The sequence below is a fragment of the Frankia sp. Allo2 genome, from assembly GCF_000733325.1.
GTDB lineage: Bacteria > Actinomycetota > Actinomycetes > Frankiales > Frankiaceae > Frankia > Frankia casuarinae.
On the sequence record NZ_JPHT01000010.1, the window covers coordinates 23867 to 46301 of the forward strand.

The following is a 22435-nucleotide window of genomic DNA, read 5'->3' on the forward strand; positions in this document are numbered from 1 at the left end:
GCGGTGTTTTCNTGTGTCAGCGTCGGGATCCTCGCCATCCGGCGGTCCAGCGTCCAGGTGCGACCTGACGCTCCTCTGCTGATTCTCCGCGGATCCTCCGGCATCCAGTCACCCACGTCGCGAACCGTGTGATCACGGTCGCGGGGGACTCCTTCGAGGAAGCAGGAGCAGGAATGACCACGCAGCAGCCGTCCGGCATGCCGGTCGAGAAGTACCGTCCGTTCGTCCCCGTCTCACTTCCCGACCGGGCCTGGCCCGAGCGGACGATCACTCGCGCCCCGCAATGGTGCAGTGTCGATCTGCGCGACGGTAACCAGGCACTGATCGACCCGATGACCCCCGCCCGCAAGATGCAGATGTTCGAGCTGCTGGTGGCGATGGGGTACAAGGAGATCGAGGTCGGGTTCCCGGCGGCCAGCCAGACCGACTTCGACTTCATCCGGCAGCTGATCGAATCAGATCGCATCCCGGACGACGTCGTCATCCAGGTCCTGACGCAGGCGCGGGAGGACCTGATCGAGCGCACGGCCGCGTCGCTGGTCGGCGCGGACCGGGCGCTGATCCACCTGTACAACTCGACATCCACGTTGCAGCGGCGGGTGGTGTTCGGTCTTGATCGGGCGGGGGTGACTGAGATCGCGGTGCAGGGCGCTCGGTGGTGTGCCCAGTACGCCGAGAAACTACTGGACGGCACCGATGTGCGCTGGCAGTACAGCCCGGAGTCGTTCACCGGCACCGAACTCGACTACGCGGTGGAGGTGTGCGAGGCAGTCATGGACGTGTGGGCGCCGACCCCGCAGCGTCCGGTCGTGCTGAACCTGCCGGCGACGGTCGAGATGTCGACCCCGAACGTCTACGCCGACCAGATCGAATGGGTCGGGCGGAACCTGACCCGCCGGGATGCCGTCGTGCTGTCCCTGCACCCGCACAACGACCGGGGCTGCGCGGTCGCCGCGGCGGAACTGGGTGTGCTGGCCGGCGCCGACCGGGTCGAGGGCTGCCTGTTCGGCAATGGGGAACGGACCGGAAACGTCTGCCTGGTCACGCTGGGGATGAACCTGTTCTCGCAGGGGATCGACCCGATGATCGATTTCTCGGACATCGACGGGATCCGACGCGCGGTGGAGTACTGCAACCAACTGCCCGTCCATCCCCGTCATCCCTACGGCGGCGACCTCGTCTACACCGCCTTCTCCGGCTCCCATCAGGACGCCATCAAGAAGGGTTTCGAGGCCATGGAGCGCACCGGCCAGACCCGCTGGGAGGTGCCCTACCTGCCGATCGACCCGAAGGACGTCGGCCGCTCCTACGAGGCGGTGATCCGGGTGAACAGTCAGTCCGGCAAGGGAGGGGTGGCATACCTGCTGAAGTCCGAGCACTCCCTGGACCTGCCGCGCCGGCTGCAGATCGAGTTCTCCGGTGTCGTACAGCGCCACACCGACTCCGCGGGCGGCGAGGTGACGGCCGAGGAACTCTGGACGATTTTCCGCAGCGAGTACTTCCTGGACGGCGCGGAGGGGTCCGGCCCGCTCGAACTGCTGGGCTCCCGGACGACGGCGGCGTCGGGCGATCGGGACGAGGTCTCCGTCTCGGTCCGTTTCCAGGGGGCCGACACGGTGATCACGGGAACCGGCAACGGCCCCATTGACGCATTCGTCACGGCGCTCGCCAGCCGCGATCTGACCGTGCGGATTCTGGACTACAACGAGCACGCCCTGGGCTCGGGAGCGGATGCGCGAGCGGCCGCGTACCTCGAGGTGGCCGTCGACGACCGGATCTTCTGGGGAGTCNGGATCGACGCCAACATCGTGACGGCGTCCCTGCGGGCCGTGGTGAGTGCCGTGAACCGGGCTGCCCGGGACCGTTCGGTGCCCGCGCGGGCTGGTCGTGGTGGTGGCGCTGGTTAGTCGTGGTGGTCCGCCGGTTCCACGTCGTGGATATTCTGGCGGACCTCGTCCAGCATCGACTCCGGGATATCCGTCATACCATGATCAACTCTCGCGTGGGTGTCGACGGAACGGAGAAGATCGTCTTCGGTGGGGGCGATCATGCGCGTCTCGCAGTCGTGCATGATCGCACCACAGTAGAATTGCTTCATGCTCGGGTGCCGGACGATGATCTCTGCCGACGCGGAATGGCTCCTGGCCGCTGGGCTCGGCGACATGAGCGCCTGCGCGGTCCAATAGCGGTTTCGCCTCATGTGGACATTTCCGCGAGCCGTAGCATCAGACGCTCCATCCGTACCAGGCCGAGTGGGCGCCCCATCTCGGTGACGATTATCACGGGATCGAATCGGCTGGCCCGGGCCCGCGTCATGGCGCGACGCGCGACCTCGGTCACCGGCTCCTCGGGCCGCGCGAAGAGCGTCGTGGGAACACGGCGCGGTTCCGTGCCGCCGCCCGGGCCGCCGGACAGATGCAGGGCGACCGGTCGGCATCGGTTGGAGACGATGACGGTCGCTCGAGGCGTCCGGTCACCGTCCGGTCCGGCCGGATCATCGCCGGCCGCGAGACCGTCCCGGTTCCGGGCGGCGCTCATGGGACAGGACGGACAGTCCGCGGACATGGCGCACCGACCGGAGTCACCTATGCTGATCGTGACCTGTTCCATCAGGCTCTCGATGCTCGCGGCGTGGTTGCTGCGTTCCGAGAACTGGCGGATACGCCTAGCCACGGTTGGGTCGAGCTGCTGCCAGGCCCGGGAGGGACGCCCGAGCAGGAATCCCTGGCCGAGCGGAACCCCCAGCGCGACCAGCATTCCGAGCTCGTCGAACCGCTCGACCCCCTCCGCGATGACCCAGGCGTTGAGCCGGCTGGCGAAGGTGCCGACCAGCTCGGTGAGGGCGATCTTGACCTGGTCGTCGTCCACGTTGACTACGAGCGAGCGGTCCAGCTTGACGAAGTCGGGGCGGATCCGCGCCAGCTGCCGCAACCCGGCATAGCCCGAGCCGACGTCGTCCATCGCCACGAACGCACCGAGGTTGCGCAGTGCGCCCGCGGTGGTCGTCAGGCCGGTGGTGGCGTCGAGGTCGACTGCCTCGTTGAGTTCTAGGACCAGGCGCCGCAGGTCCGCGCGCTGCCAGATTGCCGTGACTTCTGGTGCGGTGAGCAGATGGGGCAGGACGTTGACCGCGAGGAAGCAGCGGTCGGGAAGCCGGTCACGCGCCTCCAGCGCGGCGGCGAGGACACGGGCCTCCAACTGGGCCGCGAGCCCGAGCCGGTCCGCCTCGGCGAAGACGAGGTCGGGCGGGTGGGCCGGGTGGCTGTGGAAGCGTGCGAGCGCCTCATACCCCGCGATGACCCCCCGTTGCAGATCCACGATCGGCTGGAAGAACAGCATGGGTTCGTCGGGGTCGGCGAGAATTCGGCGCAGGTCGGGCCGGTCGTCGCCACGCGTCCCACCGCCGTCGCCGTTCTTCAACCGGCCGAGGGGACCCGCCCCATCGGCCGCGGGCAGCGTCCTGCCCTCGGCCACGCCACCGGACGAAACAGCCGCGTCGCCGACATCGGGGCGGTCGCTGGACGGAGGTCCCGCGGGAGTCCGCTGCCGAGTAATCATGCGCCGTGCACCCCCTCGCATCGAAGCACGTCGCACCTGTCCTGTAAGTGAGTTTCTTACCATCCGGCCGCGATGCCGGGTGCGAGTACCGTCCGGAGTTGTGAATTCTGCGCTCTTTTGTGTGACCGGCGGGNAGCGGNCAGATTGCCGTTCATCGTCCTTCCCGTGTCCCCGACGCAAGATCGGCGATTTCTGGGCGCCGGAGGCGTCGTTCATCGTTGATCCGTTGCCAAAACGGTCATTGCTCGCCAGGATTTTCGGGTGCCGACGCGAGGCGTGCGAGTAGTCCGAGTCGGCCGATGGAAATCAATCCAGCGACAACGAGGGTGAACTTTATTTGGCGAGGTGGTGCACTACGATTACTCAAGGTGATCGAATGCGGAGGTGTGAGGCGCCGTTCCGGCGCTGAGGTTGGACTGAGGTAATGGAATGGCTACTGTTAGCAGCCATTCGGGGGTGGTTCGCGGCCGTTCGGGAGCACGATGACGGCCGTCGGGGCGGCGGCCCGTCGTGAGCGGCCCCGTGCGGCCCCGTGCGGCCCCGTGCCGGATCGGCGCCGGTCGGGTGGGCCAGGCCGGGTGGGACCGCTGCGGGGCCGCGGTCGGCCGCTACAGTCGGCCTATGAGGCTTGCGGTGATTGGCGGTGACGGGATCGGCCCCGAGGTGGTGGCGGAGGGGTTGCGGGTGCTGCGCGCGGTACATCCCAAGGTCGACACGACCGAATACGACCTGGGTGCCCGGCGCTGGCACGAGACCGGGGAGACGCTGCCCGACTCGGTGCTGGAGGAACTGCGCGGTCACGACGCGATCCTGCTCGGGGCGGTCGGTGATCCCGGCGTGCCCAGCGGTGTCCTCGAGCGTGGCCTGCTGCTGCGGCTGCGGTTCGAGTTCGACCATCACGTCAATCTCCGGCCGGTGCGGCTCTATCCGGGAGTCCGCTCGCCGCTGGCCGGAGATCCGGCCATCGACATGATCGTGGTGCGGGAGGGCACGGAGGGGCCGTACGCGGGCGCGGGGGGTGTGCTCCGGAAGGGGACGCCCCATGAGGTGGCGACCGAGGAGAGCCTCAACACCCGGTACGGCGTCGAGCGCGTCGTGCGCGACGCGTTCCGGCGGGCCGATCGACGCGAGCGTCGCCACCTGACTCTCGTGCACAAGAACAACGTGCTGACCAAGGCCGGCGACCTGTGGTCGCGCACCGTGGCCGAGGTGGCGCCCGAGTTCCCCGACGTGCGCGTCGACTACCAGCACGTGGACGCGGCCTCGATGTTCTTCGTGACCGATCCGGGTCGGTTCGACGTCGTCGTGACGGACAACATGTTCGGTGACATCCTCACCGACATCGGCGCGGCCATCACCGGCGGGATCGGCCTGGCCGCCAGTGGCAACCTCGATCCCTCCGGTGTCCACCCGAGCATGTTCGAGCCCGTGCACGGCAGCGCCCCGGATATCGCCGGCAGGCAACTCGCCGACCCGACGGCCACCGTCGCCTCGGTGGCGATGCTACTCGATCATCTCGGCCACGCCGAGGAGGCGGCGAAGGTCGAGGCCGCCGTCGCCTCCTCCCTGGCGGATCGTGCCGCCGCGGGAGCGGCCCAGCCGTCGACCCGGGAACGTGGCGAGGACCTTGCCGCGCGGGCTGCGGGCTGAGTTCTCGTCACGCCGGTCTTCTCGTCCCCCCGCCACGCCGGTCTTCTCGTCCCCCCGCCACGCCGCCGGTGGAGGCCGGATGGTTGATCGCCGCGGGGCCCTTCCGGTCCAGGTGCGTCGTGGTTATTCTCTACGGGAGCCGTAGATCCGGTAAGACGGCAGCCGACAGGGCCCCACCACGGCGAAGATCGGCGGATTCGTCATCTCCTGTTCGCTTCGTCGCACTTTGGCCTGGAGTCGCCGTGCCTATCACCCCAACCTCGAAGATCTGGATGAGTGGAGAGTTCGTCGACTGGGACGACGCCCGCATCCACGTGCTCAACCCGACCCTGCACTACGGGTGGGGTGTGTTCGAAGGCATCCGCTGCTACGAGACGGCCCAGGGGCCCGCCGTGTTCCGGCTGACGGACCACATCGCCCGTCTCTACCGCAGTGCCAAGATTTATGTGATGGAGCCGTCCTTCACGCCGGAGCAGGTCGTCGCGGCGACGAAGGAGACCATCGCGGTGAACGACATCGCCTCCTGCTACATCCGGCCGCTGATCCACCTCGGTTACGGTGAGATGGGGCTCAATCCGTTGCCCTCTCCTGTCGAGGTCATGATCGCGGTGTGGCCGTGGGGTGCCTACCTTGGCGAGGAGGCGGAGGAGAACGGCGTCCGCGCGATGATCTCCTCCTGGAAGCGGAACGACCCGAACATCACGCCGCCGGCGGCCAAGGCGTCCGGGCAGTACCTCAACTCGTCCCTGGCGAAGGTCGCGGCGGTCAAGGCCGGTTACGACGAGGCAATTCTGACCAGCCCCAACGGCCACATCGCCGACGGCACCGGGGAAAACGTCTTCATCGTCTCCGGACGCAAGGTCATCACTCCGCTCCTCACGGACGGTCCGCTCGGTGGCATCACCCGCGCCTCGATCATGAGGATCGCCGCCGACCAGGGGTACGAGGTGATCGAGCAGCACATCGTGCGCACCGACCTCTATCTGGCTGACGAGGCGTTCTTCACCGGCACGGCGGCCGAGATCGTGCCGATCGTCGAGGTGGACGACCGGCAGGTCGGGAGCGGGAAGCCGGGCCCCGTCACCCGGGAGCTGCTGGAGATCTTCCACCGCGCGACCCGAGGGGAACTGGACCGATACCAGGAGTGGAACGAGTTCGTCCAGCAATAACGCCGTGGCCGGCGTCGTCGCGGGCGTTCCACGTTGCCCCGCGTCCCGGCCAGGGCCGTGAGCCCGGCCCCGCGTGGCCGGGCTCACATAATGCCCATGCCGAAGCATCGTGTGCTCTGGTCAACACGGCAGGCAGGGCCTACCGTCGCGAGTAGCAGTTTTCACGAATGCACAAGCGTCGGGAGGGCGTCGTGCGGGTTTCGGAGGGTATGAGTTCCCTTGTTCTCATGATCGGCCCGGGGCACACGCTTCGCCAGGCGGCGAGGCTGATGGCGGCGCGCAAGGTCGGTGCCGCGGTCGTCCACGATGCGGACAGCGAGGGCTACGGGATCCTGACCGAACGGGACGTTCTGCGGTCGATCGCCGCGGCTCAGGATCCGGATGTCGAGATCGCGGGTGACCATCTCACCCGCGATGTCGTCTTCGCGGATCCGGAGTGGTCCTTGGACGAGGCGGCTGCCGCGATGCTGCGAGGTGGTTTTCGGCACCTTATCGTTACCTCGGGTGGTGGCGTAGCCGGAATCCTCTCCATGCGCGACGTGGTACGTTGCTGGAGTAGTCATCATGTTACGGTATGATGTCGACTGTGTCGTACGCCGGGAATGCTTGCGGTCTGCCGCCGCATCNGATCCCGTCGTCCGGGGTAGTTGGGGAACATGAGGCAGGCGGACGGCGCTACGGTCACCGCATGCACGACAACGAGGCGGTCGCCCTGCTCCGAGCGACCACGCTGCTGAAGGAACTGCAGGAGGAGGACCTGTTGCGGCTCGCCACACGAGCCGTCACGCGACGTTTCCGGCGTGGACAGGTTGTCTTCACGGAAGGCGAACCCGCTGACACCCTTCTGGTGGTCGCCTCCGGACGGTTGAAGGTGCTCACGAAGGCCGATGACGGCCGTGATCACGTTTTGAACATTGTCGGGCCACGGGAAACCCTGGGAGAACTCAACATCGTCGAAGGGGGGACCCGGTCCGCCGGCGTCGAGGCGCTCGAACCGAGTACCGCGCTGGTTCTCGACCGCACCGCGGTGTGGGAACTCGTGCGGGAACGACCGGCCGTCGCCGAGCAGCTCATCCGAGCACTGGTGGCGCACGTGCGACGCCTCACCGGAGCGAATGCCGACCTCGTCTTCCTCGATCTGCCGCGACGCGTGGCCAAGTTGCTCCTGCTGCGGATGCGGGAGGCAGGGCGTCCAGTGATCGAACTCGGCCTCACACAGACCGAGATCGCCTCGCTGCTCGGCGGTTCCCGCCAGTCGGTGAACCAGGCGTTGCGCGAGTTCGAGCGGAGGACCTGGATCCTCTCGGAAGGTCAGACCATCACGATCCTGCAGGTCGACCGGCTACGTCGGTTCGCGGGGGACTGAGATCCTCCGCTATGGCGCACGCCACACCCGTCACATGTCGGGCCTGTTACATCGTAGGCTTGTCACCCGGCGGCGAACCCGTCTCCGTCGCGCGCTTCGGTCGCTGACCCCTGGGACCGGGCGCGTGGCGGCCCCAGGTTCCCGAACTCTGCTCGGTTCGGCGTGCCGGAGGTTGTCCGGACCGCTCGGCTTGGNCGGGGCGGAACGACCCAAGATCCTTGCGGANGGGCGCCCCGTGCGGCCATACGATCCCGATTCCCTGCACGTCTATGACACGACATTGCGGGACGGTACCCAGCAGGAGGGGCTGTCGCTCTCGGTCGGCGACAAACTCGCGGTGGCCCGTCACCTGGACGATCTCGGCGTCGGTTTCATCGAGGGCGGCTGGCCGGGATCGAACCCGAAGGACGCGGAGTTCTTCACCCGGGCGCGCGGCGAACTGAACCTGACGACCGCCGTGCTGACCGCCTTCGGGGCCACCCGGCGGGCGGGCCGCGCCGCCGCGGACGATCCCCAGGTGGCGGCGCTTCGGGACGCGGGGACCTCGGTGGTCTGCCTGGTCGCCAAGTCGGATCTGCGCCATGTCGAACGTGCCCTGCGCACCACCCCGGCCGAGAACCTCGCGATGATCCGGGACACCGTCGCGCATCTGCGCGCGGAGGGAAAGCGGGTGTTCGTTGACGCCGAGCACTTCTTCGACGGCCATCGGGTGTATCCCGACTACGCTCTTGAGGTCGTCTCCGTTGCGGCCGAGGCCGGTGCCGAGGTCGTCGTGCTGTGCGACACGAACGGCGGCATGCTCCCGACGCGGATCGGCGCGGTCGTCGCCGATGTCCTCGCCGCAACCGGCGCCCGGCTCGGTATCCACTGCCACGACGACGCCGACTGCGCGGTCGCGAACACCCTGGTGGCGGTGGAGGCCGGCGTCACCCACGTGCAGGGCACCGCAAACGGCTACGGCGAGCGGTGCGGGAACGCCAACCTGCTGAGCGTCATCGCGGGCCTGGAGACCAAGTTGGACCGGGCCGTGCTGCCGCCCGGGCGGCTGCGTGAGCTCGTCCGGGTCTCTCACGCGATCGACGAGGTCACCAACTCCGTGCCCGACCCGCACCGGCCGTACGTCGGGGCCAGCGCCTTCGCGCACAAGGCCGGCCTGCACGCCAGTGCCGTCAAGGTCGATCCGGACCTGTACCAGCACATCGACCCGGCGGTCGTGGGCAGTGACATGAGGATGCTGGTCTCGGAACTCGCCGGTCGGGCGACCATCGAACTGAAGGGCCGTGAGCTCGGCCTCGACCTGTCGAACCAGCGTGAGGCGCTCGGACGGGTGGTGGACCTGGTCAAGGAGCGGGAGGCAGCCGGATACGTCTACGAGGCCGCGGAGGCCTCCTTCGAACTCCTGCTGCGCGACGAGGTGACCGGCCGGCAGCGGTTCTACACCCTCGAATCCTGGCGCGTCATCGTCGAGCAGCGTCCGGGCGGCGAGGTGGCCAGCGAGGCGACGGTGAAGCTCACCTCGCACGGCGAACGCCACGTCGCGACGGCGGAGGGGAACGGACCGGTCAACGCTCTCGACACGGCACTGCGCAACGCGCTGGAGAAGGCGTATCCGGGGTTGGCCGATCTGGACCTGGTGGACTACAAGGTTCGGATCCTCGACGGCAAGCAGGGGACCGGCGCGGTGACCCGGGTCCTGCTGGGAACCAGCGACGGCCGCGAGCGCTGGGACACGATCGGCGTGGACGAGAACATCATCGCAGCCTCCTGGGCGGCCCTGGAGGACGCTGTCGACTACGGACTGCGGCGGCAGGGGGAGAGCCCGGACCCGGTCGCGCCCTGACGCCGGGCCCCACCCCCGGGCGGGCCGCGCCCGGGGGTGGGGCCCGGCGTATCGCCCGCGGAGCAGCCCGCCGCCGCGGGCCGGTCCGCCGGCTACGTGCGGTCAGTCCTGCGGGATCTCCTCCCACCACTGGCACCACCAGTCGCCGCCGACCAGAACGCGCAGCTTCGGGTGCCAGCAGTAGGCGATGTCCTTGTCGGTGTCCAGGTAGTACAGGCAGTTGTCGCACCGCTCGTCGCCGTTGGGTTTACCCCGCAGGATCGCGTCTTCGGCCAGGTGGCCCAGTTTGACGCTCAGCTCCTCGTCGATCGGCTTCGGCTCGGGTGCGCCGACGTCGTAGACGGGGGTGGTGTCGGTCTCGCTCACCGTCTTCCTTTCCTTTCTTCTGCCGGTCCTCTGCCGGGTAGCTTGCCGGGTAGCTCCGCGGTGATGTCGGCCGTCCGCGTCGGCTCTGGTCAGTACAGGACAGCGGGACCGGGTGGCCGCCATCCGCTGGTGGACCAGGCGGTGGACCAGGCGCGGATTCTGGCCTGATTCTCGGTCACTCGTCACCGTTCTGGCGAACCTGATCAGGCCCCGGCCGTGGTCATGTCGGTCATACAAGTCATACCCGCGGCGTGGCGGGGCCGCCCACCGGCCGGTCGTGTCAGCGCCTTCCGCGGGCTCGGTACGGTTTGGGGGTGCGTATCGCGAGGTTTACCGATGGTTCGGAGCCTGGGTTCGGGGTCGTGGAGGGGTCGATCGAGGCGGGNACGGCCGNGNTCCNCGGCATCACCCCNCNTCCGTTCGGTCCGTTCTCCTTCACCGGCGTCCGCCGGGGGCTCGGCGACGTGCGGCTGCTCGCTCCCGTGCTGCCGAGCAAGGTGCTCTGCGTGGGCAAGAACTATGCCGACCATGTCCAGGAGATGGGCGGTGACNCCCCGCCGCAGCGTCCGATCCTCTTCCTCAAGCCCTCCACCAGTGTCGCCGGCCCGGGCGATCCGATCATCCTTCCGTCGGACAGCGAGCGGGTCGACTTCGAGGGCGAGCTGGCGATCGTCATCGGCCGGCTGTGCCGTGACGTCCCGGTGGAACGGGCCTTCGAGGTGGTGCTCGGCTACACCTGCGCCAATGACGTGACCGCTCGCGATCAGCAGAAGGCGGACGGCCAGTGGACCCGGGCCAAGGGCCATGACGCCTTCTGCCCCCTCGGTCCCTGGATCGAGACGGATCTCGACCCGGCGGATCTGCCCATCCGCACCACCCTGGACGGCGAACTGCGCCAGAGCTCCCGAACCGGCCTGCTGCTGCGCGACGTCCCCTCGTTGATCGCCTACCTGTCGTCGGCCATGACGCTGCTACCCGGCGACGTGCTGCTGACCGGAACGCCCGCGGGCGTGGGGCCGATGTCACCGGGGCAGACGGTGGCGGTGACAGTCGAGGGCATCGGGACGCTCACCAACCCGGTGACGGCTCGCTAGCGCCCGCGGTGCGATCCTCCGCCGGGTGGCCGTGGATCGGGTGGCTGCCGGTCGTTCCCGATGCCCCAGCCACGGGACGTGACGGGGATGACCGGCGTACATCGGCACCCCGGCGCGCTGATGTGCCCTCTGCATGAGGTACAGTAGGCAGCGCCCGGACAGGGCCCATGGGGTATGGGGTAATTGGCAGCCCAACGGATTCTGGCTCCGTTAGTCTAGGTTCGAGTCCTGGTACCCCAGCTGCACCAGATCTACCGCTCGGTTGAAACTGGCCGCTATGCTGTATAGTGTGACACGGCTGTATGGTGTGATACGCGCGTAAGCGCGTAAGTAAGAACCAGAGTCTTGGCCCCGTCGTCTAGCGGCCCAGGACGCCGCCCTCTCAAGGCGGTAGCGCCGGTTCGAATCCGGTCGGGGCTACACAGTGATTTTATCTTTGATTCTTCGCAGAGGGTGAGAGATGCGCCCTCGCACCAAGACCATCGATGGCCCCCGGATTCCTCTCCGGGGGCCATCGTCATGTCGGGCGCGATCCGGGCCTACCGCACAACCTCGAACCGCAGCATGGCCGCGGGGTGGCGGGCCATCGTGCACGCGCGGCAGCCGCAGGACGCCGGGCCTCCGCGGCCGTGGACCACTTCGATCTCGGTGTCCGGGGTCGAGGCCACCAGGCGCAGCTGGGGGCGCGCGGCTCGGGCCATGACGGCGGTCAGCGCGGGATCGTCGGTGGCACCCGGCTGCGGCGGGCCGATCCGACCCGCGGTCGACGGGGCGATCGCGGAAGCGGTCGAGGCTGTCAGGGCCACTGAGGGCACGGTGTCCTCCTCCATGGGGGGCCGTCTCGGGGCCACCCCGCGGACCACAGCCTGGCGGGGAGAGCGAGGTCCGCGCCATGCTCCGTTGAGCCCGGTACCAGGTGGTGCAGATGGCCTAGTCAAACCTGGGCACTGTCGCCATGCGACACCACCCTTGACAACCATGGTGCTCCAGCACCGGATCGGTACAAACTTGCGCGGATGTCCACCGTCAGTCCATCGACACCCGAACGCGCACGGCGTCGGCATGGTAGTGCGCATGTGGGGCGCGCCGCCCGCCATGCTGGTCGGCTGCGTCCGCCGGGATCGGCACCGGAGCAGGTGGACGTCCTGCCGGGAGTTGCCCGGCGCATCACCTCGCTGCTNCCCCAGGGCCGCGGTCTGCCCATCGAGGACTGGACAGCCCGTCACACGTTGATGTGCCTGGTGCTGGCGATGCACCCGCCGGTCATCGTCTGTTACGCGATCTGGCGCGACCTGAGCCTCGTGCACGGCTTTCTGGCGGCCAGTCTGCCGGCGCTGCTGTTCGCCTCCGCGGTGGTGCCCGGCCGCCGTCGGGTCCGTGCCCTGGCCGCCAGCCTCGGGCTGTTGTGCTGTTCGGTCGTCCTCGTCCATCTCTCGGGCGGCCTCACCCCGATGTACTTTCACTTCTTCGTGGTCGTCGCATTGATCGCGCTCTACGAGGAGTGGACCGTCTACCTGCTGGCGATCGCCTTCGTGTTCGTCGCCAATCTGGCGATCGGCAACATCATCTCGGCCGACGGGGAGTTGCTGGACAACGNCTGGCTGGTGGCCGGCCTGCACGCCGGCTTCATCTTCGCCCTTGCCTGCGCACAGATGGTCTTCTGGCACTACAACGAGCAGTCCCGCCGCCGGGTGGAGCACTACCGGCAGCAGCTCTACGAGGGTCAGCAGAGCCTGATGGCCCGGTTGGAGGAGACCGACAGGATCCGCAGCGACCTGGTTGCGACGGTGTCGCACGAGTTCCGCACGCCACTGACCGGTATCCGCGGAAACCTGCTGACCATCAAGCGCCGTCGCGACCGGCTCTCGGACGCCCAGCTCGACGATCTGCTCGATGCGGCGGTGAACTACTCCGATCGCCTCTCCCGCCTGCTGGAGAACATGCTCACGGCCGCCACGGCCACCGGCACGGACGAGACCACCATCGCCGATCTGCCGGAGGTCGTCCGGCACGTGCTCGCCACGCTCTCGTACGCCGGGTCGCCAAGCAGCGTGACGGTGGATCTTCCGCCAGAGCTGCCGGTGCGGATGGCCCGGCAGGCCCTCATCCAGGTGGTCGCGAACCTCGTCGACAACGCGCTGGTGCACTCCTGGCCGGGAGCGCCGGTACGGCTCATCGCCGGCCGGGTGGGCGACGAGGTCGTCCTGCGCGTCCGCAATCCCGGGCCCGATCTCGACCCCGACACCATCCGCCAGCTCTTCGAACCGTTCACCCAGCGGGACAGCACGGCGACCCGCCCCACGGACGGGGCCGGCATGGGGCTCTATGTCGTGCGACGCCTCGTCGAGGTACACGGGGGACGGCTGCGGATGTCCTCGGAGAACGGCGAGATCATCGTCGAGGTGGACCTGTGGGCGGCGACCAGCCTGGCGGCGCTCGCGCCGGAGCCTGAGGCGGAACTACCGGTTCCGATGCCCCTGCCGCGCAGTATCCGGGTTGACGAGGAGCCGGGTAAGCCACGGCTTACCGGCGGGCCACTCGCTGGTTCCCGGGACGACATCCGCTCGTTGCCCATGGACCGTTTCGGCTGAGCGGGGCGGGAAGACCGTTCCCCGCGCCGGGCTGATCCCCGTGCGGGGCTGATCCCCGTGCCGGGAAGGCGCCGGGACCTGCCCCGCCGGCGGCCCGATGGTCAGGCGTTCAGGTCCTGGCCGTCGATGTCGATGTCGATGTGGGGGTCGGGGCCGGGGCGGACGCTGGGGGCTTGGTGCAGGCCAGGGTCAACGTCACCGTCGTGGAATGGCGTGGACGCTGTCCGGTGGGGGAGTACGCCGACACCTTGCTGGTCTCGCTGTTGCTGCATGACCCGTTGACCGCGGTGGAGGTGAAACCGGCGAGGGTGAGCTGCCACTTGGCGTCCGACTCGGTCATTCCGATGACGCCGGGTACCTGCGCGCAATCCTCAACCTGCAGGTTAATCGTGGCTGTTTTGGCAATCTTCCCCGACTTCGGGGACTGGTGCGCGACGGTGTCGACCGCACCGGCGCCGTAGCACCCGAAGGCCTTACTGAGGTTCGTGAAGCCCGCCGATTTCAGGGTGTTCTCCGCCGTGGTGAACGAGCTGCCCTCGGTGTTGGGAACGGTCGCCGTGCCGTCGTCGGTGGGTGACGGGGACGGGCTGCTCCGCGCCGTCGGGCTGTTCGTCGGCGTGGCCCCCGTGGGGCTGGCCGCAGGCGCCGTGCCGGCGCCGGGAGAGGGAGATCCCTTCGCGCTGGGCCGCGGGGTCGCCCCGCCCCCGGAGAGGCTCGTCGGGTTGACCCCAACGGCCACGCCCGGAGCGGCTCCGCTGGTTCCGAAGCCGGAACCGCCCGAGGCCGCCGCGGCGGACACCCCGCCGGGACCGTCCGCGCTCAGTTCCGCGCCGGTGCCCCCGCTGGAGGCGAGCGCCCAGCCGCCGGCACCGGCGACGAGGGCGACGACAAGGCCCGCACCCGCCGCGATCCGGCTACGCCGCCGCCGGTCGGCAGCCGCCCGCGAGGCGGCCGCGGCCCCACCGATCGGGGGGCCGGGTTGGTGGTTCGCCGGGATCGCCGACATGACTGTGTTCGTGTCCGCGGCCGGGGCGTCGGAGCGGGCCGGGACCCGCAGCGCCGGCTGCATGCCGGTCGGGGCGTCACCGTCCCACCCTCCCCGGCCGCCGGTGGCCGGGGCCATCCGGGTGCGCTCGACGCCGCCCTCCCGTCCACCGGCCTGCGTGCCACCGGCCTTCGTGGCGGTGGTCAGCGGACTGCCCGCGATCTGCGTGTGCTCCAGGTCGGACCAGGCGGCTGCGCCGACCGCGTCGCCCGCCCCGACCACGCATCCCGCGCCCCCCGCCGCGGCCACGGCGGCGGAGCGCACCACGCGCTGCGTTCCCGTGGCGGGGGNATGATCCGCGCTTCGGGCCGCGGACGCGCCGGCGAGTGCGGAGAGCTGGATTCGGTTGTCATGCTCGGCATGGCTGCCTGGCCTGGACGCGTAGCCGCCCCCCCAACGGCTGGCCTCGAGCGCCTCGACCAGGTCCTCGGCCGCGTCGGCGGCGCTCACGGGCCGCCCCCTCGGGGACTTGGCGAGCATTCCGGCCAGCACACCCCACACCGGCGCCGGCACACCCTGGATGGGCTGGGGCTGTTTTTCGCGGTGCGCCTGCAGGAGCTCGGCCGGGTTGGGGGAGTCGAACGGCGGCGAACCCGCGAGAAGCTCGTACAGCACGACTCCCGCCGAGTACACGTCCGCTGCCGGGGTGGGTGGCGCGCCCGTGCTCAGCTCGGGAGCCATGTAGAGCGGGGTCCCGATCGGCCCGGTGACGCTGGTCCGGGACGAACCATTGATCATCTGGGCGATCCCGAAGTCGGTCAGGCGCACGATCGGATGAGCCGGATCGGAAGTGTCGATGAGTATGTTCTCGGGTTTGACGTCCCGGTGGACGACGCCGGCGGCGTGCACGCTGTCGAGCGCCCACAGGGTGCCGACGACGAGCCGGACCGCCTCCTCCACCGGTCGAGGCCCGAACTCGCGCAGATGGGTCCGCAGGTCGGGACCGTCAACCAGATCCATGACTATGGCGAGCACGTCGGGTTCGTTCACCAGATCGCGTACGGCGACGAGATCCGGGCTGTCGAGGTCGATCAGAAGGTCCCATTCACGCAGGAAGCGCTCCACGATCTCGGGATCGTCGGCGAGCTCGGGGCGCAGCACCTTGATGGCCACGGGAGCACCGCCCGAGACGGCGGCGCCCCGCCAGACCTGGCCGGTCGTACCCTGCCCGAGTATCTCGTGCAGCACGTACCGCGAACCCAGTTTGCGCACCGCGCGTTGTCCCCTTCTTTGGCGCCGCCCGGGGCGGCCGAACCTACGACGGCGCCGCTGCGGGCGGCGGCGGCCCGTGGGCGGAGCCCGCAGCGTCATCCGGACGAGCGCACCAGTGCGCGGGCGAGCTGTATCGCTTGCACTAGATGCCAATACCCGCATGGGTCATCCGGCCTACTGTTCCGATCATCCGAGACGGACGACTCGAACAGGCTACGACGTAGGGCGGCGAAGCCGCGCGGCGGGGGATACCCCTGCGCGGTGGAGCCGCCGCCCGCCACCGGCAGATGTAGCCCGGGCAGTCGCGGGCGTGGGGTCCGAATGGGGGATTCAAAATGGCGAATGGCAAGAACGGCCGACGAAAAGGTCCGGTCGCGTGTTTTGTGGCCGGGGAAAAGTTGCGGTGGTCCACCGGTTGGTGGCCGACGTCCGGTGGCCGGCGGTTGGTGGCGGGTGGATGCAGGCGAGTGGATATAGACGAGTGGTGTGTCAGCCGACGGCCGGTGTCGAGAGCCGGGCCGCCGCGGCGAGGACCGCCGCGCGGTGCCGGCGCCCCGGCGACCGGGTGAGCCGCTCCACCGGTCCCGACAGGGACACTGCCGCGATCACCGTTCCCGTGCCATCGTGCACCGGGGCGGACACGGACGCCAACCCCCTCTCGCGTTCCCCGATGCTCTCCGCCCAGCCACGATCGCGCACCCGGCGGAGGACAGCTTCGTCGAACAGGGCTCCGGCGAGCAGTTCCGGCTCGGGATGCGCCGCGAAGGCGAGGAGGACCTGAGCACCGGACCCCGCGGTCATCGGGAGTGCGGCGCCGACGGGCACGGTGTCGCGCAGGCCGCTGGCGCGTTCGGAGGCGGCGACGCAGTGGCGCAGGGCCCCGCGCCGCACATAGAGCTGGGCACTTTCTCCGGTCACCTCACGAAGCTCGGCGAGAACCCGGCCGGCCCGATCCAGCAGGTCCCACGGCAAGGGGGTCGGGGTCCCCGCGGCGAGCCGCGGCCCGGAGACGAAGCGGCCGTCGGCGGTCCGGCCGAGCAGGCGGTGGACCTCGAGAGCCTGTGCCAGCCGATGCGCCGTCGCGCGGGTGAGCCCGGTTCGGGCCACCAGATCAGCCAGTGACGCCGGTCCCGCCTCGACGGCGGTCAGCACGAGGGCTGCTTTGTCCAGGACTCCGACTCCGCTAAGCTGTTTCACACATTGATACTGTCATCCCACATCATGAGACAACAAGCTGTGGGAGAGGGAAACTCATCACCACGCCAGAAGAGGGGAGAATGGGTTGCCCATGGGGCGCACACTTGCGGAAAAGGTCTGGGACGCCCACGTGGTGCGGCGCGCCGACGGTGAACCGGATCTGCTGTACATCGATCTGCACCTGGTTCACGAGGTCACCTCGCCGCAGGCGTTCGAGGCCCTGCGGCTGGCCGGGCGGCCCGTGCGGCGTCCGGAGCTGACCCTCGCTACCGAGGATCACAACGTCCCCACCACCGACACGCTGGCGCCGATCGCCGATCCGATCTCGGCGGCCCAGGTGGAGGCGCTGCGGAAGAACTGCGCCGAGTTCGGCGTGCGGCTGTACCCGATGAACGACCCGGGCCAGGGCATCGTGCACGTCGTCGGCCCCCAGCTCGGGCTGTCCCAGCCCGGCATGACGATCGTCTGCGGTGACAGCCACACCTCCACCCATGGCGCGTTCGGGGCGCTGGCCTTCGGGATCGGCACCAGCCAGGTCGAGCACGTCCTCGCGACCCAGACGCTGCCGCAGCGCAGGCCGAAGACGATGGCGATCACCGTGGCGGGCGACCTGCCCGTCGGGGTCAGCGCGAAGGATCTCATCCTGGCGATCATTGCGCGGATCGGTACCGGCGGTGGTGCCGGCCACGTCATCGAGTACCGCGGTGCGGCGATCCGGGCCCTGTCGATGGAGGGCCGGATGACGGTCTGCAACATGTCCATCGAGGCCGGCGCGCGCGCCGGGATGATTGCGCCCGACGACGTCACGTTCGAGTATCTCGCCGGGCGGCCGCGTGTCGCCACCGGTGCTGCCTGGGAGGAAGCGGTGGCCTACTGGCGCACCCTCGCCTCCGACTCCGACGCGGTCTTCGACCGGGAGGTCGTGATCGATGCCGCGAGCCTCACGCCCTACGTCACCTGGGGAACCAACCCGGGCCAGGCCGCACCGCTCGGATCGCTGGTTCCCGCGCCCGCCGACTACCCGGACGCGGCCGCGCGGGCCTCGGTCGAACGAGCGCTGACCTACATGGGCCTCACCCCCGGCACCCCGTTGTCCGACGTCACCGTCGACACGGTGTTCATCGGATCGTGCACCAACGGGCGCCTGAGTGACCTGCGCGCCGCCGCCGACGTGCTGCGCGGCCGGCGGGTGAGCGAGGGGGTCCGGGTCCTGATCGTTCCCGGCTCCATGGCGGTGAAGGCGCAGGCCGAGGCGGAGGGGCTCGACGAGGTCTTCCGAGCGGCGGGAGCGCAGTGGCGCAGCGCCGGCTGTTCGATGTGCCTCGGCATGAACCCCGACACGCTTCGGCCCGGCGAGCGCAGTGCCTCGACGTCGAACCGCAACTTCGAGGGCCGGCAGGGGCCGGGTGGGCGCACCCATCTCGTCTCGCCCGCGGTCGCCGCGGCCACCGCCGTGACCGGTCGGCTGACCGCTCCGGCGGATCTGTAGCGCGCCCGGCGTGGATCGTCGGTCCACGCACGACGGCGACCGTCGTTCATCCACGACTTCTTTGAGAGGGGAGCGTTTCCGCGATGGAGGCGTTCACGATTCACACCGGGCGCGCGGTGCCGCTGCGCCGCAGCGACGTCGACACCGATCAGATCATTCCAAGTGAGTGGCTCAAGCGGATCGAGCGGACGGGATTTGGCGCCGGCCTGTTCGCGCAGTGGCGCGCCGACGACGGCTTCGTGCTGAACGAACCAGCGTACGCCGCGGCGTCGATCCTACTGGCCGGCTCGGACTTCGGCACCGGTTCCTCGCGGGAGCACGCCGTCTGGGCGCTGCAGGACTACGGGTTCCGTGCCGTGCTCTCGCCCCGGTTCGCGGACATCTTCCGCGGCAACGCCCTCGGCAACGGCCTGTTGCCGGTGCAGCTGTCGGCTGAGACGGTCGAGGCACTCACGTCCGCGGTCGAGGCCGATCCCACGATCGAGATCACTGTCGATCTCGTCGCGCGCGAGGTCCGGGGCGCGGGGCTGGTGGCCACCTTCGACCTCGACGACTTCACCCGCTGGCGGTTGATGGAGGGGCTCGACGACGTCGGGCTGACCCTTCGCCACGAAGATATGATCACCTCTTTCGAGGCCGGTCGGCCCGCCTGGTCGCCGACCACCGCCTAACGCCCGGGGCTGTCACCCGGCCACCGGCGTCCGGATGCGCCGGTTCCCGAGCACCGCACCATCCGCGGGGACGGAGTCGGATCCGGTCTCGGTCGGGGGTTCACGGTGGTGCGTGTCGGATCTCACATTCAGGAAGGTGGGATGGGTGGCGGGTGCGCCGGGGGGGCGTTCCCCATCTCTGTGGGGATGAAGCGACTGTCGCGGCCGGCTTCCGGGTAGCTACCCATCGGAGTGGCATCAGCGATGTCGGGGGCATCCGGCTACCAAAGGGTGACATTGCGCCCAAACCAGAAGGCAATTCTCGCTACTGAACGTAATTAATCTGCCGAACGGGCTATGTCGCCCGGACCCTACGCATCCCGTCGCCCACCGGAGCGAACCCGTTGACGTGCGGGTTTGTGTGACGCGACACGCTCACGGGAATTGCCCTCGACAGTGGAGATGCCTACGGTGCAGCGCAGTGTGATGCCCGATCTGCTCCCCACCCCGCGCCCGCGGGGGGCGTCCGGAGGTTGTTGTGAACAAGTCCCAGTTGGTTGACCGCATCGCCCAGCAGATCGAGGGCGGGCGGTCGAACGCCACCAAGGCCGTCGACGCGGTGTTCGACGCCATTCAGGAGGCCGTCGCGAGCGGAGAGAAGGTGACCATCACCGGCTTCGGCGTGTTCGAGCGGGTGGAACGGGCCGCCCGCACAGGTCGTAACCCGGCGACGGGTGAGCCCGTGCACGTCGCTGCCTCGGTCGTGCCGAAGTTCCGGCCCGGCTCCGAGTTCAAGTCGAGCGTCTCGGCGAGCAACGACTGACCATCGGTGCGGGCGCCGGGCTTACCGGTGCCCGCGCCGCATGGCGTCGGCCATCAGGTCGTGCTGGTAGTCCGACAGGCGAACGTCGTCCGGCCCGGTCGTGCGTCGTTCCCAGCGGCCGTCGGACTGCAGCACCCAGGCGGACACCTCGTCGGAGAACGCATGGTCGAGCATCTGCCGCAGGGTGTCTCGCCGGTCCGGGTGCGGGACGCGCACGAGTGCCTCGATACGGCGGTCGAGATTGCGGTGCATCATGTCCGCGCTGCCGATCCAGAACTCGCCAGACGAGGTGAACTCGAGGACCCGGCTGTGCTCCAGGAACCGCCCCAGGATCGAGCGCACGTGGACCGTCTCCGACAGGCCCGGCACTCCGGGACGTAGGGCGCAGATCCCGCGGACCAGGCAGTGCACGGGTACNCCGGCGATGGAGGCGTGATACAGCGCGTCGATCACCTGTTCGTCGACAAGGCTGTTGACCTTGATGCGGATCCCGGACTCCCCGCCCCCCCGGGCAGCCTGGGCCTCGGCTTCGATCCGCTGCAGGATGCCGTCCCGCATGTGCTGCGGGGCGACCAACAGCGAGCGGTACTCCGTCTGTCGGCTGTAGCCGGTGAGGACGTTGAACAGGTCGGTGAGATCCGCGCCCACGCCCGGGTCGGCGGTCAGCAGCCCGAGGTCCTCGTAGAGCCGAGCGGTCTTGGGGTTGTAGTTGCCGGTACCCACATGGCAGTAGCGGCGCAGGCCGCCGCGTTCCTGGCGTACCACGAGGCAGGTCTTGCAGTGGGTCTTCAGGCCGATGAGACCGTAGACCACGTGGCAGCCGGCCCGTTCCAGCTCGCGGGCCCAGCGGATGTTGGCGCTCTCGTCGAACCGGGCCTTGATCTCGACGAGGACGACGACCTGCTTTCCCGCCTCGGCCGCGCCGATGAGGGCATCCACGATGGGGGAGTCCCCGGACGTGCGATAGAGCGTCTGCTTGATGGCGAGAACATGCGGATCGGCCGCCGCCTGCTCGATGAACCGCTGAACGGACGTGGTGAACGAGTCGTACGGGTGGTGGACGAGGATGTCGCCCTCCCGGAGCACGCTGAAGAAGTCCGGTGTCTCGCCGTCATCGGTCGTCAGCCGCCGATGTGTGATCGGGACCCGCGGCGTATCTTTCAGCTCCGGGCGGTCGAGGTCGTAGAGAGCCCACAGGGTCGACAGGTCGAGCAGGCCGGCGACCCGATGTACCTCGCGCTCGGTGATCTCCAGCTCCCGCATCAGCAGGGTGAGCAGATCATCATCGATGTCGGCGTCCACTTCCAGGCGGACGGCGGGACCGAACCGGCGCCGGGCGAGCTCGCGCTCCAGAGCCTGGAGCAGATCCTCCGCCTCGTCCTCCTCGACTTCGAGGTCGGCGTTGCGGGTGACCCGGAACAGATGGGAGTCGATCACTTCCATGCCCGGGAACAGCTGGGAGAGATGGGCAGCGATCACTTCCTCCAGCGGGACGAAGCATGCGCTCGCCTGGGGGGCCAGACCCCCCGGGACACCGGCCGTGTCGGTAGGCTCCACCGCTACGGGGACCAGCCGAGGAACGTTCTGGGGCACCTTCACCCGGGCGAAGCGGTCGACCTCCCCGCCCGGGTCACGGACCTGGACGGCCAGATTGAGCGACAGCCCGCTGATGTAGGGGAAGGGGTGCGCCGGATCGACGGCGAGGGGAGTGAGCACCGGGAAGATCTGTTCGTGGAAGTAGTGGTGCAGCTGATCACGCTGGGTCTCGGTCAGCTGGGGCCAGAACCGGATGCTGATCCCGGCATGGGCCAGCGACGGCCCCACCTCGTCGGTGAAGCATCGCGAATGCCGCCGGGTGACCTCGGCCGTCATCGTGCTGATGAGATCGAGTTGTTCCCGGGCGGTCAGCCCGTCGGCGGAGCGGACGGCCAGTCCCGTCGCCTCGCGTCGCATCAGCCCCGCGACCCGGACCATGTAGAACTCGTCCAGGTTGCTGGCGAAGATCGCTAGGAACTTCGCGCGCTCCAGCAGGGGCGTGGACACGTCCTCGGCGAGCGCGAGGACCCGGGCGTTGAAGTCGAGCCAGGACGCCTCCCGGTTGATGAAGCGGCCGGCGGGCAGGTCGGACGGCGCCGGCTGACGCGGCGCCTCCAGGGGCTCGAGCAGGCCACTGCGGGCCTTGCGCTGAGGCTGTTCAGGACGGGTCGCCATCAGCTCGCTCATGCCTGTAGATGGTGCCAGTCCCCGATGGACTCGGCAGCATCGATGTGGCATCTCTGGCAGCGGGGGCCGGGCGGGACCCGCATCGCCGGTCTGACCCCGATCCGGACACTGGCAGAGACCGCGCGGCACGCGAAGTATTCGCCTACTCTTTGTGATATAGCG

18 protein-coding genes and 2 tRNA genes are annotated in these 22435 nt (G+C 69.1%); 13 read left to right on the forward strand and 7 right to left on the reverse strand.

The annotated features are described in order from the left end of the window. The first annotated feature begins 173 nt into the window (after window positions 1-173). On the forward strand, window positions 174-1907 hold the full coding sequence (gene leuA / locus ALLO2_RS09490) for a 2-isopropylmalate synthase (RefSeq protein WP_035731379.1): 1734 nt from the start codon (window positions 174-176) through the stop codon (window positions 1905-1907). Here the strand turns inward: leuA and ALLO2_RS09495 are convergent. Beyond that, window positions 1904-2098, reverse strand: coding sequence for a DUF1059 domain-containing protein (locus tag ALLO2_RS09495; RefSeq protein WP_035731278.1), 195 nt, complete (start codon window positions 2096-2098; stop codon window positions 1904-1906). The two genes, leuA and ALLO2_RS09495, sit on opposite strands and share 4 nt — an antisense overlap. Window positions 2099-2196: 98 nt before the next feature. Then, window positions 2197-3558 (reverse strand): EAL domain-containing protein, encoded by a 1362-nt coding sequence (locus ALLO2_RS09500; RefSeq protein ID WP_011438009.1) that lies wholly within the window; start codon window positions 3556-3558, stop codon window positions 2197-2199. Between the two features lie 621 nt (window positions 3559-4179). Between ALLO2_RS09500 and ALLO2_RS09505 the strand changes: the two genes are divergently transcribed. The 5 genes from ALLO2_RS09505 to cimA all read left to right on the forward strand — a co-directional run bounded on the left by ALLO2_RS09505 (window position 4180) and on the right by cimA (window position 9583). Further along, complete coding sequence (locus tag ALLO2_RS09505) at window positions 4180-5208, forward strand: 3-isopropylmalate dehydrogenase (RefSeq protein ID WP_011438008.1); 1029 nt, start codon at window positions 4180-4182, stop codon at window positions 5206-5208. Between the two features lie 242 nt (window positions 5209-5450). Further along, window positions 5451-6377, forward strand: a complete 927-nt coding sequence (ilvE, locus tag ALLO2_RS09510; RefSeq protein WP_011438007.1) for a branched-chain-amino-acid transaminase — start codon at window positions 5451-5453, stop codon at window positions 6375-6377. A gap of 191 nt (window positions 6378-6568) precedes the next feature. Further along, a complete protein-coding gene (locus tag ALLO2_RS09515) occupies window positions 6569-6955 on the forward strand; it encodes a cyclic nucleotide-binding/CBS domain-containing protein (protein WP_023840243.1) in 387 nt (128 codons plus the stop codon). Between the two features lie 110 nt (window positions 6956-7065). After that, entirely contained in the window at window positions 7066-7743 is a 678-nt protein-coding gene (locus ALLO2_RS09520; RefSeq protein ID WP_035731281.1) for a Crp/Fnr family transcriptional regulator, read from the forward strand. Between the two features lie 235 nt (window positions 7744-7978). Further along, window positions 7979-9583, forward strand: coding sequence for a citramalate synthase (gene cimA / locus ALLO2_RS09525; protein ID WP_023840242.1), 1605 nt, complete (start codon window positions 7979-7981; stop codon window positions 9581-9583). Between the two features lie 102 nt (window positions 9584-9685). Here the strand turns inward: cimA and ALLO2_RS09530 are convergent, their stop codons facing one another. Beyond that, window positions 9686-9949 (reverse strand): hypothetical protein, encoded by a 264-nt coding sequence (locus ALLO2_RS09530; RefSeq protein ID WP_011438003.1) that lies wholly within the window; start codon window positions 9947-9949, stop codon window positions 9686-9688. A gap of 314 nt (window positions 9950-10263) precedes the next feature. Here ALLO2_RS09530 and ALLO2_RS09535 point away from each other — a divergent pair, with 314 nt between their 5' ends. From ALLO2_RS09535 to ALLO2_RS09545, 3 genes are all read left to right on the forward strand, one after another. Beyond that, window positions 10264-11043 carry a fumarylacetoacetate hydrolase family protein gene (locus ALLO2_RS09535; protein ID WP_035731284.1) on the forward strand — a complete coding sequence of 260 codons (780 nt, stop codon included), beginning with the start codon at window positions 10264-10266 and terminating at the stop codon, window positions 11041-11043. A gap of 168 nt (window positions 11044-11211) precedes the next feature. Beyond that, window positions 11212-11283: transfer RNA gene (locus tag ALLO2_RS09540), tRNA-Gln, on the forward strand. 107 nt (window positions 11284-11390) lie between these two features. Continuing rightward, window positions 11391-11463: transfer RNA gene (locus tag ALLO2_RS09545), tRNA-Glu, on the forward strand. Window positions 11464-11582: 119 nt separating this feature from the next. On the opposite strand, the gene ALLO2_RS09550 is transcribed toward ALLO2_RS09545, so the two are convergent. Then, window positions 11583-11858, reverse strand: a complete 276-nt coding sequence (locus ALLO2_RS09550; protein ID WP_023840241.1) for a hypothetical protein — start codon at window positions 11856-11858, stop codon at window positions 11583-11585. 201 nt (window positions 11859-12059) lie between these two features. Between ALLO2_RS09550 and ALLO2_RS09555 the strand changes: the two genes are divergently transcribed. Continuing rightward, complete coding sequence (locus ALLO2_RS09555; RefSeq protein ID WP_035731286.1) at window positions 12060-13634, forward strand: ATP-binding protein; 1575 nt, start codon at window positions 12060-12062, stop codon at window positions 13632-13634. A 109-nt stretch (window positions 13635-13743) separates the two neighbouring features. Here ALLO2_RS09555 and ALLO2_RS09560 read toward each other — a convergent pair whose 3' ends face one another. Both ALLO2_RS09560 and ALLO2_RS09565 read right to left on the reverse strand, forming a co-directional pair. Further along, on the reverse strand, window positions 13744-15891 hold the full coding sequence (locus ALLO2_RS09560) for a serine/threonine-protein kinase (RefSeq protein WP_035731289.1): 2148 nt from the start codon (window positions 15889-15891) through the stop codon (window positions 13744-13746). Window positions 15892-16380: 489 nt separating this feature from the next. After that, window positions 16381-17088, reverse strand: coding sequence for an IclR family transcriptional regulator (locus tag ALLO2_RS09565; protein ID WP_011437998.1), 708 nt, complete (start codon window positions 17086-17088; stop codon window positions 16381-16383). Window positions 17089-17179: 91 nt separating this feature from the next. On the opposite strand from ALLO2_RS09565, the gene leuC reads away from it, so the two are divergent. The 3 genes from leuC (at window position 17180) to ALLO2_RS09580 (ending at window position 20050) form a co-directional block, all read left to right on the forward strand. After that, complete coding sequence (leuC, locus tag ALLO2_RS09570; RefSeq protein ID WP_011437997.1) at window positions 17180-18577, forward strand: 3-isopropylmalate dehydratase large subunit; 1398 nt, start codon at window positions 17180-17182, stop codon at window positions 18575-18577. Between the two features lie 83 nt (window positions 18578-18660). Next, window positions 18661-19248 carry a 3-isopropylmalate dehydratase small subunit gene (gene leuD, locus ALLO2_RS09575; RefSeq protein ID WP_011437996.1) on the forward strand — a complete coding sequence of 196 codons (588 nt, stop codon included), beginning with the start codon at window positions 18661-18663 and terminating at the stop codon, window positions 19246-19248. A gap of 517 nt (window positions 19249-19765) precedes the next feature. Then, entirely contained in the window at window positions 19766-20050 is a 285-nt protein-coding gene (locus ALLO2_RS09580; RefSeq protein ID WP_011437995.1) for an HU family DNA-binding protein, read from the forward strand. A gap of 21 nt (window positions 20051-20071) precedes the next feature. Here the strand turns inward: ALLO2_RS09580 and ALLO2_RS09585 are convergent, their stop codons facing one another. After that, the gene (locus tag ALLO2_RS09585) at window positions 20072-22273 is read right to left on the reverse strand and encodes an RNA degradosome polyphosphate kinase (protein WP_035731292.1); all 2202 of its coding nucleotides are present in this window, start codon (window positions 22271-22273) and stop codon (window positions 20072-20074) included. Window positions 22274-22435 lie beyond the last annotated feature (162 nt).